Origin of the sequence: Rhodosalinus sp. (assembly GCF_046542825.1) — a bacterium.
GTDB lineage: Bacteria > Pseudomonadota > Alphaproteobacteria > Rhodobacterales > Rhodobacteraceae > Rhodosalinus.
The window spans coordinates 1-12,374 of the sequence record NZ_JBKHAQ010000087.1; the positions used below are offsets into that span (position 1 = coordinate 1).

At 70.2% G+C, this 12,374-nt stretch carries 9 protein-coding genes and 1 tRNA gene; 1 reads left to right on the top strand and 9 read right to left on the bottom strand.

Features of this window, described 5'->3' with window-relative positions; genetic code table 11:
* Positions 1-560 precede the first annotated feature (560 nt).
* Positions 561-637: transfer RNA gene (locus ACLFOB_RS11275), tRNA-Asp, on the top strand.
* 516 nt (positions 638-1,153) lie between these two features.
* On the opposite strand, the gene urtE is transcribed toward ACLFOB_RS11275, so the two are convergent.
* The 9 genes from urtE to ACLFOB_RS11320 all read right to left on the bottom strand — a co-directional run.
* Positions 1,154-1,849, bottom strand: a complete 696-nt coding sequence (urtE, locus tag ACLFOB_RS11280; protein WP_410918414.1) for an urea ABC transporter ATP-binding subunit UrtE — start codon at positions 1,847-1,849, stop codon at positions 1,154-1,156.
* 3 nt (positions 1,850-1,852) lie between these two features.
* Positions 1,853-2,593 (bottom strand): urea ABC transporter ATP-binding protein UrtD, encoded by a 741-nt coding sequence (gene urtD, locus ACLFOB_RS11285; RefSeq protein WP_410926135.1) that lies wholly within the window; start codon positions 2,591-2,593, stop codon positions 1,853-1,855.
* Complete coding sequence (gene urtC / locus ACLFOB_RS11290; protein ID WP_410926136.1) at positions 2,590-3,888, bottom strand: urea ABC transporter permease subunit UrtC; 1,299 nt, start codon at positions 3,886-3,888, stop codon at positions 2,590-2,592. The genes urtD and urtC overlap by 4 nt, the downstream gene beginning before the upstream one ends.
* A gap of 1 nt (position 3,889) precedes the next feature.
* The gene (gene urtB / locus ACLFOB_RS11295; protein ID WP_410926137.1) at positions 3,890-5,845 is read right to left on the bottom strand and encodes an urea ABC transporter permease subunit UrtB; all 1,956 of its coding nucleotides are present in this window, start codon (positions 5,843-5,845) and stop codon (positions 3,890-3,892) included.
* A gap of 116 nt (positions 5,846-5,961) precedes the next feature.
* Positions 5,962-7,251, bottom strand: a complete 1,290-nt coding sequence (urtA, locus tag ACLFOB_RS11300) for an urea ABC transporter substrate-binding protein (RefSeq protein ID WP_410926138.1) — start codon at positions 7,249-7,251, stop codon at positions 5,962-5,964.
* Positions 7,252-7,804: 553 nt separating this feature from the next.
* Positions 7,805-9,202 carry a PolC-type DNA polymerase III gene (locus ACLFOB_RS11305; protein WP_410926139.1) on the bottom strand — a complete coding sequence of 466 codons (1,398 nt, stop codon included), beginning with the start codon at positions 9,200-9,202 and terminating at the stop codon, positions 7,805-7,807.
* Positions 9,199-9,705, bottom strand: coding sequence for a hypothetical protein (locus ACLFOB_RS11310; RefSeq protein WP_410926140.1), 507 nt, complete (start codon positions 9,703-9,705; stop codon positions 9,199-9,201). Before ACLFOB_RS11310 ends, ACLFOB_RS11305 begins: the two co-directional genes overlap by 4 nt.
* 110 nt (positions 9,706-9,815) lie before the next feature.
* Entirely contained in the window at positions 9,816-11,666 is a 1,851-nt protein-coding gene (locus tag ACLFOB_RS11315) for a DUF294 nucleotidyltransferase-like domain-containing protein (protein ID WP_410917504.1), read from the bottom strand.
* 60 nt (positions 11,667-11,726) lie between these two features.
* Positions 11,727-12,374, bottom strand: a 648-nt coding sequence (locus ACLFOB_RS11320; RefSeq protein WP_410926141.1) for a sodium:solute symporter family transporter, incomplete at its 5' end; no start/stop codon positions are given.

Genomic DNA, 12,374 nt, shown 5'->3' on the forward strand with positions numbered 1-12,374 from the left:
GGCCAGTGCCCATAGGGGCGCGACTGGCATCGGCCGCAGGCTTGGCTGATCGGGCTTGCCCGCGTCGCGGCGGATGTCGAGGACGAGGCCTTCGCTGCCCGCCTCGGCGCCGATCCCCGGCGGAGCTCCGTCCTGCCCCGCGTGGCCTGCGGGCTACCGGGGCACGTCCGCCTCGGCTTGGGCGGCGGCGGCGACGGTGCCCTGGAGACCGGACCGGAGCGGCGGATCTCAACACCCAGCGATCTGCGAAAGGCAGTCTTTGCATATATTGCGAAACAGACTCCCTGCCTCACGACAGAGCCGGTGTCGCATCGGCATGATCACGGCGGAAGGTGGGGCAAGCCAGCGGTTACGGGGCATCTTCTTTTCCGGAAGGCGCTCGAGGGGATGCTGGCGGAGCGCGCAGCAGCGGCCCGAGGCGGGCCACGGCGGCCGCCGGGCCAGTGACGGTCGTTCCCAACCGGCACACGGAAATTCTCTCCGATGCCCGCTTGACGCTGCCCGCCGCAGGCCATAAGACAGCCGCCACCCGGGCAGGAGAAACGCTCGGGGGCAAGCGGGCGGTTGTAGCTCAGTTGGTTAGAGTACCGGCCTGTCACGCCGGGGGTCGCGGGTTCGAGCCCCGTCAACCGCGCCACTGCTTGCCAGAGTAGCCCCTGAAAACCTTGGTTTTTCCCTCCCACAGAACGGCGGGGAGTGCGGGCTTCACTGTCGTCGGCCGCCCGGATATGCCAGTTTCGGGGCATTGAGGGTTCTCGAGAGTCCTGTCTCTGTCAGACCCTGACGACGTCACCCGGCGACTCGGTTGTCTCTCCGGACATCCTCTCTTTGGAGAGGTGCCATGGCCGGCCTTGTGGTATGTCGATGGGCACGGCGGCGGGGCCCGGTGGCATGGCGAGATGGGGTCGGACGCGGCCATGCGCCGCCTCGCGCGCAACCTGGACCGTCCGGGACTGCGCCTGCGGTTCTGCCACGAGGCGGGCGACGATGCGCCGTCACCGGCGGGGCGCCGGACAGGATCACGCGGGTCCGGGGCTGGGCGGCATGCGCGGTCATTGCCCGCGCTGACGTATACGCCCGCGGCGGTATCAACGCCGGATCGGGCGGCGCTGACCCCGCTGCCGCCCGGGGGGCTGGCCCCCGCGGCGCCCTTTCAGATCGAGACCTGGGCGAGGAGCGCGTCGCGGGTGACGCGGGCCTTCACGTCCGACAGGGTGACCGCGCCGCGGGACATGGCGACGAAGCGGTCGGCGAGGCCGTAGGCAAAGTCGAAGAACTGCTCGACGAGCACGATCGCCATCTCCCCCTCGTCGCGCAGGGTCTCGATGACGCGGCCGATCTGCTGGATGATGTTGGGCTGGATGCCCTCGGTCGGCTCGTCGAGCAACAGCACGCGGGGGCGGGTGACGAGGGCGCGCGCGATGGCGAGTTGCTGCTGCTGCCCGCCCGAGAGGTCGCCGCCGCGGCGGTGTTCCATTTCCTTGAGCACGGGGAAGAGCTCGTAGATCCGGTCGGGCACCCGGCGCTGGCCCGCGGGCAGGCAGGCGAAGGCGGTCTCGAGGTTCTCGGTCACCGTCAGCAGGGGAAAGATCTCTCGGCCCTGGGGGACGTAGGCGATGCCGGCGCGGGCGGCCTGATAGGCGGTGGGGTGCCGCAGCGGCGTGCCGTCCACGGCGACCTCGCCGGCGGTATAGGGATGGCGGCCGGCGAGCGCCTTCAGCAGCGAGGTCTTGCCGACGCCGTTGGTGCCCATCACGGCGGTCACCGCGCCGGGCGGGGCCTCGAGGGAGACGCCGAACAGGATCTGGCTCTGGCCGTAATGCAGGGTGAGATCGGAGACCTGAAGCATGGGCTATCGTCCCAGATACACGTCGATCACCTGCCTGTTCGCGGTGACATGGTCGATGGAGCCTTCGGCGAGCACGGACCCCTCGTGCAGCACGGTGACCTTGCAGCCGAGCCGGCGGACGAACTCCATGTCGTGCTCGACGACGACCACCGCGCGCGTCTGGGCGATGCGCTTGAGGAGCGCCGTGGTGTGCTCCCGCTCGGCCGGCGTCATGCCCGCGGCGGGCTCGTCCACCAGCAGCAGACGCGGCTCCTGGGCCAGCAGCATGCCGATCTCCAGCCATTGCTTCTGCCCGTGCGAGAGCTCGCCCGCGATGCGCGGGAGCTGCGCGGTCAGCCCGATTTCCCCGGCGATCTCTGCGATGCGCGCCGCGTCCTCGGCGCCTTCGCGCCACATCAGCACGTCGAAGGGGCCGCGCGCGGCGCGCAGCGCCATGCGGAGATTGTCGTGCACCGACTGCGCCTCGAACACGGTGGGCTTCTGGAATTTCCGCCCGATGCCCTCGCGGGCGATGCGGCTTTCCGACAGGCCCAGCAGCGAGATCGACCGCTCGCCCCAGATCACCCGGCCCGCGTCGGGCTTCGTCTTGCCGGTGACGATGTCCATGAAGGTGGTCTTGCCCGCGCCGTTCGGCCCGATGACGGCGCGCAGTTCCGGCTCGCCGATCTGGATCGAGAGGTTGTTGATCGCGCGGAACCCGTCGAAGGTGACGGACACGCCGGAAACCTCGAGCAGCGCGCTCATCGAGCCTTCTCCTCGGGCGGGCCCTCTTCACGGCGCAGCGCGCCGTTGTCGGGCCCTAAATCGCCCACGCGGGCCGGCGCACGGCGCTCGGCGATCAGGTCGATCAGCCCGCCGAGGCCCTTCGGCGCGAAGAGCGTCACCAGCACGAAGGACAGGCCCAGCAGCACGAGCCACCAGTCCGTCCATTGCACGGTGTAGACTCCGAGGTCGATGTCGGGCGCGCCGCCGCCGGTGAACCACGAGGACAGCAGCGAGACGAAGGCCGCGCCGATCACCGCGCCATAGAGGCGCCCGCGGCCGCCGATCGCCACCCAGACGGCGAGGTAGATCGAGGCGATGGGCGCGATCTCGGCGGGATTGATGATTCCCGCCTGCGGGTAGTAAAGCGCCCCGGCAATGCCGGCGACCACCGCCGTCAGCGTGAAGACGAAGAGCTTGTAGCTCTCGACATGGTAGCCGAGGAAGCGCAGGCGGGCCTCGTCGTCGCGCACCGCGCGGATGACCGAGCCCATCTTGCCCGATACCAGCCAGGCGAAAAGCAGATAGCCCGCCGCGAGCGCGACCGCGGAGGCCCAGAAGAAGGCGATGGAGATCGTCGCCTGACTCACGTGGCCGAGCCCGGGCAGGTTCTGCAGCCCCGACAGGCCGTTGTTGCCGCGCAGCCCGGACTCGTTCTGCAAGAGGTAGAGCGAGAGCGCCAGCGTCATCGCCTGGGTCAGGATCGACAGGTAGACGCCGGTGACGCGGGAGCGGAAGGCGAGCCAGCCGAACACGAGGGCGAGCAGGCCCGGCACCAGCACCACCATGGCGAGCTGCAGGACGAGCGAGTCGGCGAAGCTCCAGATCGCGGGGAACTCGTCGGACCCGACGACGCCGAAAATCTGGCGGGCGATGGCGTCCCGTATCTCGGCCTCGGTGGGCGGAAGGACGGCGCCGGACAGGTTCTCGGCGACGATGATCTCGGTGCGGGCATACATCAGCCACATCCCGATGGCGTAGCCGCCGAGCCCGAAGAAGGCCATGTGGCCGAGCGAGAGGATGCCGCAATAGCCCCAGACCACGTCCATCGCGAGCGCCACGAGGCACAGGCACAGCGTCTTGCCCAGCGTCTTGACCATGGAGGTGGAGAGCGCGCCGGTGCCGGTGGCCTCTGCCATGAGCGTGACGCCGAGGCAGAACAGGGCGAGGATGGCGAGGAACCACACGACCGAGGGGTTCTGCGCCACGAACGAGCGGCGCTCGGGCGCGAAGGCGGCGGGGGCGCGGCCGGGGGATCGTCCGGTGGCGGCGGTCATGTCAGTCTCCCGCGGCGCGGCCCCTGAGGGCGACGATGCCCTTGGGCCGGAACTGGATGAAGAGGATGATGAACAGGATCATGTAGGTCTGTGCGGCCAGCGTGTTCGAGGGGTTGAGCCATTCCACACCTTTCTGGAACACGCCGATGAGTGTGGCACCGGCGAGCGTGCCCCAGACATTGCCGACGCCGCCCACGACGACCGTCATGAACGACTGCACGATGTAGGCCTGCCCCATCTCGGAGGTGACCTGGGCGTAGAGGCCGATGGCCACGCCCGCGATCCCGGCGATGCCGGAGCCCAGGCCGAAGGTGAGCATGTTGATCCGGTCGGGGTCGATCCCCATCGAGGCGGCCATGCCGGGGTTCTGCGTCACCGCGCGGACCTCGAGGCCAAGACGCGTGCGCTTGAGGATGACGAGCAGCACGGCGAGGAAGATCAGCGCCAGCACGAAGATCGCGATGCGGATGTAGGAAATCGACACGACGTCGTTGATCACCAGCGAGCCGTCGAGCCAGCCCGGCGCGGTGAGCGGTCGGGCCTGGGTGCCGAAGATGTTCTTGGCCAGCTGCTGCAGCATGATCGAGATGCCGAAGGTCGCCAGCAGCGTCTCCAGCGGCCGGTGGTAGAGCCAGCGGATCACCAGCCGCTCCATCGCCACGCCCGCCCCGAAGGTGACGGCGAAGGCGAGCGGCAGGGCGATCAGGATCGACAGGGTATGGTCGGGCACGAAGAGCTGGACGACATAGCCCGTATAGGCGCCCATCATGATGAACTCGCCATGGGCCATGTTGATCACCCCCATCACCCCGAAGGTGATGGCCAGCCCCACGGCGGCGAGGAAGTAGATCGAGGCGAGCGAGAGCGCGTCGAGGCCGAGATCGAGCGTCCGGTTCATCGCCACGGCGGTCTCGGTGGAGCCGAGCGCGCGCGTCGCGGCGGCGATCACCTCGGCGTCGGGCTCGACATATTCCTCGAAGAAGGTGTGCGCGGCGAGGGCGGCGTCGATTCCCGCTTCGGTGACGAGCGGCGGAACGGTGCCGGCCTCGGCAAGCGCAACATAGGCGCGGGCGCGGGCCTCGTCGGTGCCGAGCTCGCGCACGGGGACACCGCCGACGCGGCCGCCCTCCACGTTGGCCTCGAGCCCGGCCTTGATCGCCTGCGGCGTCACGGCTTCTGGGGCGAGGCCGGCCTCGACGAGGGCGGCGTAGGCCTCGGCGCGGGGGATGTCGGCGCCGGGGGTGAGGGTGCGGGCGATGCGGGGCCCGTCCTGGGGCGCGGCGGCGACGCGGAATTCGGTGGCGAGCACCCGGTTGAGCACCGCGCGCGTCTCCACGGAGAGATCGCCCGAAAGGCTGTCCAGAGCGGCGACACGGGTCTCGGTCGTCGCGCCGAAGCGGGCCTGCAGATAGGCGAGCAGCCGCTCCTTTCGTTCCTTGAGCGCGGCGTCGGGCTCATCGGGGATGGAGCGTTCGAGCGGCGCGATCTGGTCGGGCCCGAGCGCGCGGGCAAGCGCGCCGACGGCGGCGCGGCGGGTCTCGATGTCGGGATCGGAAAGCTGGAACTGCACCAGCGCCGTGCCGATCTCGCGGCGCACCCCGCCATTGGGGCGCACCTCCTCGATCGTGTCGTCCGGCACCGCCTCCGCGACCGGTGCGCGGCTGGCGATGTCGAGAAGGGTGACGACGTCGTCGCCCGCGGGCTCGGCGTAAAAGAAAAGCCCGTCCTCGCGGCGCTGCACCACGTCGCGCGCGGCCCAGGCTTCGAGAAAGTCGGGCACCTCGGGAAGGCCGGAGGCGACGAGATCGTCGATGACCGGGCCCACCGTGCGGCGGCCGGGATCGGCGACCTCCCCGGCATGGCGCTGGAGCACGTCCTGCAGCGTCTGAGCCGACGCGGCGGCGGGCAGCAGCAGCACGAGCGCGATCAGGGCGCAGAACAGGCGGGCTGTCGTCACGGCCGGTGATGTCCTTGTGGCGTTCTTTCGCACGAAAGATCGAGGCGAATTCTCGTAAGGGACTCCGGGCCCCGGGCGGAAGCGGAGGCGCGACGCGCGCGCCCCCGGCCTGCGGCTCAGTAGTTCGACTGGATCTGGACGCAGGTGTCCGTCTCGGTGTTGTACATCCCGCATTCCAGCTCCTGCCAGTCGGAGACGAGCACCGCCGATTCCGGCAGGTAGTCGGTCCAGGCGTCCCCCGGCACTTCCTCGGTCTGGCTGATGATGTCGAACTGCCCGTCGGCCTGGATCTCGCCGATGAGCACGGGCTTCGTGAGGTGATGGTTCGGGAGCATCTTCGCCGTGCCGCCGGTAAGATTGGGGAATTCCTGCCCCCACATCGCCTCGCGCACGGCGTCGACGTCGGTCGTGCCGGCCTCCTCGACCGCGTTCACCCACATGTTGAAGCCGATGTAATGGGCCTCCATCGGGTCGTTCGTCACCCGGTCCTCGCCCATGCGCGCCTTCCACGCGGCGACCCATTCTTCATTCGCCGGCGTGTCGGCCGACTGGAAGTAGTTCCACGCCGCAAGGTGGCCGACGAGGTTGGAGGTGTCGAAGCCCGACAGCTCCTCCTCGCCGACCGAGAACGCGATGACGGGGATGTCGGCGGAGTCGATGCCCGAGGCGGCGAGTTCCTTGTAGAAGCCGACATTTGCATCGCCGTTGATCGTGGAGATCACGCCGACGAAGCTGCCGTCGGCGGCGAGGTCCTGAACGTCGGCCACGATGGTCGACCAGTCGGAATGACCGAAGGGCGTGTAGTTGACGAAGATGTCCTCCTCCGGGATGCCCTTTTCCTTCAGGTAGGATTGCAGGATGTTGTTCGTGGTGCGCGGGTAGACGTAGTCGGTGCCCAGAAGCGCGAACTTCTCCACGCCGAGCTCCTCGAGGAAGTAGTCGACCGCCGGGATCGCCTGCTGGTTCGGTGCGGCGCCGGTGTAGAAGACGTTCCTCGAGCTCTCCTCGCCCTCGTACTGGACGGGGTAGAACATCAGCCCGTTGAGTTCCTCGAGCACCGGCAGCACGGCCTTCCGGCTCACGCTGGTCCAGGCGCCGAAGATCACGTCGACCTCGTCCACCGTCAGCAGCTCTCGCGTCTTTTCCGCAAAGAGCGGCCAGTCGGAAGCCGGGTCGACGACGACCGCCTCGATCTCGCAGCCGAGCACGCCGCCCTTCTCGTTCTGAAGATCGATGAGCATCTCCATCGTGTCCTTCAGGGTGGTCTCGGAGATGGCCATGGTGCCGGACAGCGAGTGCAGCACGCCCACCTTCACGGGGCATTCGGTGTCCTGCGCCGCGGCGGGCAGTGCAGCCGCGGCGAGGGTGGCCGCGGATACGGCGGCGAGAAGAACGGGTCTGGTCATGGGTCACTCCCCCAAAGCTGATGCGCCGCAGCGGAGCCCCGGAACGGCCTCGACCGTCCGCGGGGCGTCTGACATCCGCCCGCAGCTGTCTGTGTTTCGTCGCGCTGGGCATCCCCCTGTCCGGCGCTCCCCGCGACGTGCGCCTGCCGTTACCGCAGGCAGGACGATGCTAGCAGGCGCCTTTGCCGCGCGCAGTCGGATGCTGCGGCGCGGCGGCCCGGGCGATGCGCTTTCCGTTGCGGCGCCCTCTATTTGGGCAGCCGCGAGCGCTGCGGCGCGGAATTGTGCAGGTCTGGGATGCGGCCGTGCCGGACGCTCTCCCGGCGCCTTCGGCGCACGGCCCAGAGCCATCGGCCATCAGGCACCCGCGCGGGCGCTGCGTGGCAATCGCCCGTCTCGCGCCAGACAACTCCGTCCTTGCGCATCTTGGCGTCGCTCTCCGGGAGCAGGGCCTCGGCAAGCGTTGCACCCACCACGGTCGCGGCAGCGACCTGCGCCAGCCGCCTGACGCGCATCGCGGACAGCGCCCTGCGCCTGCAGCGGGGTGAACATCTCAGGCGCGCGCGGCCGAAGGTGCGTTGAGGTCTGCCAGCAGCCGGCCGTGGCACCGCGTCTCGGCCACCACGTCCCCGAACGTGCGCAGTCCGCGCGCCTCGAGCATCGGCAGCATCCGGCAGAACGCCTCTGCCGTGGCCTCTGCATCGCCCATCGCGGTGTGGCGCCGCTCTGGCGGGATCGCCACGCCAAGACGGTCGCAGAGCGCATCGAGCGAGTGGCTTTCACCGGTCCCGAACAGCACGGCGGAAAGCAGTACGGTGTCCAGCACGGGGTGGTCCCACACCCCGCCCGCGCGGTTGAGAAAACCGATGTCGAAGGGCGCATTGTGCGCCACCAGCACCGCGTCGCGGGCGAAACCGGCGAGCCGGTCCGCTGCCTCGCGCGGGGTCGGGGCGCCCGCCACCCGGGCGTTGTCGATACCGTGCACGCGCGTCGCCGTGGCTGGAATGGGGCGGCCCGGATCGACCAGCGTCTCGAACCGCTCGCCCGGCACCTGCCGGCAGCCAAGAACGCGCAGCGCCGCCACCTGCACCAGCGCGTCGCACGCGGGGTCGAGACCCGTGGTTTCGGTGTCGAACACGACGCAGGCAAGATCGCCCAGCGCCCGCCGCTCGAGCACCGGGTCCGGCGCCCGTTCGAGCAGCGAGAAGTCGTAGACCAGCGGGCGCGCCTCATCGGGCTGAAGCGTCTCGGCCTGCTCCAGCACCAGCAGCGCGCTGCCGTCGCTTCCCAGCGAACGAAGCCGTGCGGTGCTGCGTGCCATTCCGCCGGTCAGCGTTGCGACGAACTGCGCCTCGCCCGCCACGGCCGCGCGAAAGGCCGCCTCGAGGGGCGCCGCTTCGAGGTAGTCGGTGATCGGCGCGCCGAGCCGCGGCGCACCGGCCTGCGCGAGCAGCGCCGCCGCCTGCCCGTCGTAAAGCGCTATGCGCCGGTCGGGGCCGATCAGCACGGTGGCGACCGGCAACCGGGACAGCACCGCGGTCAGCCGTGCGCGCTCGGCGGCGAGCGACTCGGTCGCCTCGGCCACCCGGCGCGCGGCGGCAATCTCTGCCGCGCCCAGCCGTCCCGCCGCGGCGGCTGCGGCAGGCGCAAGATCACCCAGATAGCGGGCAGCGTCCTCTGCCGGGCCGGGGCCGCCGTGCGCGCCCGCGCGCAGGCCGGCGGCAAGCCGTTCTACCGGCACCGCGACATGCGCGTCGAAGAGGCGCCAGGCGAGCGTGGACAGCGCGAGCAGCGCAAGACCCGCTGCAACCCCGGCCAGCACGAAGCCCTGGGCGCCGCCGCCCCGCGCCCATCCAAGCCAGAGCGCCGCGATGACCGATGTCGTGGCCGCCGTCCAGAGCGCGGCGAAGAACAGGAAGATCCGCAGCCGAAGGCCCCAGCGCGGTTTCATGTGCCCGTCTCCCCGCAGGCCGCCGAGACGATCGTGTCCTCCGTGCCGACCGTCTGCCAGACCACGTTGTCGCCGGAACCGTCGCCCGGCAGGGCCCGGGCGCCGCGCGCACAGTCCACCCGGATCTGGAGTTGCCGCACCGGTGCCCAGCGCCCGAAGAACCACAGATCGGCCAGCCGCTGTTCCGGCAGCACCGAATTCTGCCGGACAGAGGCACCGTCGAGCGCGACAAACCGGCCGGTGAAGGGGGCAAGATAGGTCCACGGTCGCCAGACGGCGCGCGACTCCACCGTCTCGATCACCTCGAATTCGGACGGCAAGGCACCGGCGGTCCGACCGAACCAGCTGTATTCGCTGGAGATCGTTGCCGCCAGCATCGCCGCGCCTGCGGCGACCGGCGCGATCCATCGCGGCAGGCGGCCGCCCAGCACGCGGTTCGCCAGCAGTGCGACACCCGCTGCCGCGAGTCCGGCGAAGATCGTGGCGATCAGTTCCAGAAACATCCGCCCCTCCCCGGCGCGCCTCCCCGCGCGCCCTCAATGATCCCCGAATACCTGCTCCGAAGAGATCGTGACAGCACCTTGTGCGCCGCCGGACGGGCGCGAGCCGGTCATCATGCCAGCGCGCCCTTGCCGTGGCCAAGGGCCGACTGCATCGTGCGGACCACGACGAAGGCATCGCGCAGGTGGCTGCGCTCGAATTCCGACAGCTCCGAGGGCGCCATGAAGTTGTCGGGCGCAGCGCCCCGCGCGATCTGGCGCGCCTGATGCGCGAGGCGGGTGCCGGCAATCAGGTCCCAGGCGTCCAGCAGGTCGCGGCCTCCGGCCTTCGAGATCACGCCGGCCGCCCGCGCGGCCTCTAGCCGGGCGCGGGTGCCCACGGGCTCGATCCGGCCGCGCAGGGCATGGACGCGCGCAAGGTCCACGATCGGGACAACCCCGTTGAGCTTGAGGTCGATCTGATGCCGATGCTCGCCCGAGCGGATCGTCGCGAAGCCGCGCCAGAGCCCGAGCGGCGGGACGTGCTTGAGCGAATTCGCGATCATGTGAGCGGTGAAGATCGAGTTCTTCGAGGCCGCTTCCAGCGTTTCGCGGTGCAGCCCCTCGAAGAGGCGCGTCTCGCCGCCGATGGGGCGCAGATCGAACATGACCGAGGCGAGCATCTGCGCCTCCGGCGAGGGATGCGCGATCCAGCCGGAGAAATAGTCGCGCCAGACGCGCAGGGGCTGTCGCCAGCGTGGATTCGTCGCCATCATGTCGCCGGGGCAGTAGATGTAACCGCAGGCGGCAAGCCCGTCGGACACGAAGCGCGCGAGGCGCTCGAAATAGGGCATGTCGGCGTCGGTGACCGCGTCGCTCAGCATCAGGCAGTTGTCCTGATCCGAGACACCGGTCTGCTCCTGCCGGCCCTGGCTGCCGCAGGCGAGCCAGAGATAGGGCACCGGCGGTGCACCGAGGTCTGCCTCGGCCAGTGCCAGCAGCCGGCGGGTGGCGGCGTCCGCGACATCGGTGATCTGGCGCGTCACCGCCTCGGGCCGGGCGCCGCCGGCGACGAGCTGCGCCAGAAGCTCGGGCAGCCTGGCGGTCACGCGCGCCATCGCGGCGGCATCGGGGGCCTGGGCCACGCCGCGCACCAGTTCGCCAGTGCCAAGCGCCTGAACCCGGGTCAGGTCGGTCTGCGTGACGATGCCTGCGAGGCGCGCGCCCTCCATGATCGGGACATGCCCGATGCCGCGCTCCATCATCAGCGCAAGCACGTCGGAGCCCAGCGCCGAGGGTGGCAGGGTCACCGGCGCGGCAGTCATCACCTCGCCCACCGGCGTGTCGGGGTCGCGCCCCTCTGCCAGGAGCCGGCCGGTCAGATCGCGCAGCGTCAGGATGCCCAGAAGCCGCTCGTCGCGCGTGACGCAGAGCGAAGAGATGCGGCGCGCGTGCATCAGCGCCGCGGCCTGCCGGGCCGGCGTTTCGGGGGCGCAGGTGATCGGATCGCGCGTCATAAGCGCGGTGAGCGGCAGGCTGGCAAGATCGGGGCGCGCCGGCCGCGCCGGGGCGGCGGCAAAGAAGCGCCCGAACGCAGGCACGTCGCGGCAGAGCGCGCGAAAGGTTTCTTCGTCGAGGGTGAGGACCGTGGAGGGTTCGGTCGCGCGGACCGTGTTGCGCGCCGTCTCGCGGCGCAGCACGGCGCGGCCCGAAATCGTCGCGCCGGGGGCCAGTTCGGCAACCTTCTCGCCGCGGGCATCGAGCCGCGCAACCTGTCCGCTTGCGAGAACCGCGACGAAGGCAAGCGCCTCACCCGCTTCGCGCAGCACCTCGCCCACGGCGAGCCGGCGCCGCTGCATCTGCGCCACGAGCCCGACGAGCCGCTCGCGCGACAGCATGTCCCAGGGATGCGCCGTCGCCAGAAAGGCGATTTCCGCCTCCGGATCCGGGGCGGGGGATGGCGGGATCGGCATGGGCTGGCGCATCGGCCTCGGGCCTTTCGGGGTGAGGGGAGGGGCGGGCCCGAAGGCCCGCGCCCATCGGTGTCAGTGATCCTGCGCCGTGGCCGCGCCGCGCGGGATGCGGACGCTTTCGACCAGTTCCTTGATCTCCTTCGGCGTGTCCGCCGTCATGTAGGAGACCGCATAGGCGACCGCAAAGTTCAGCCCCGCGCCCACCGCGCCGATCGCCGTGGACTGGATGCCCAGCAGCGAGCCGTCCACCGTGTCGGGGAAGCTGTTGGTGTCGGGGACGAAGAACCAGCCCTTGTGCAGGAAGATGTAGACCAGCGTGAAGACGAGGCCCGTCAGCATCCCTGCCACCGCGCCGTGGTTGTTGATGCGCGTCGAGAAGATGCCCATCATCAGCGCCGGGAAGATCGAGGCCGCCGCAAGTCCGAAGGCCAGCGCCACGGTCTGCGCCGCGAAGCCGGGCGGATTGAGGCCCAGATAGGTCGCCACGACGATCGAGGCCGCCATCGCCAGCCGCGCGGTCAGCAGTTCCCCCTTCTCCGAGATGTTCGGCGTGAGCTGCCCCTTGAAAAGGTCGTGGGCCACCGAACTGGAGATCGCCAGCAGGAGCCCCGCCGCCGTCGAAAGCGCCGCGGCAAGCCCGCCTGCCGCCACCAGGCCGATCACCCAGCCCGGCAGGTTGGCGATCTCGGGGTTGGCCAGCACCAGGATGTCCTGGTTGAA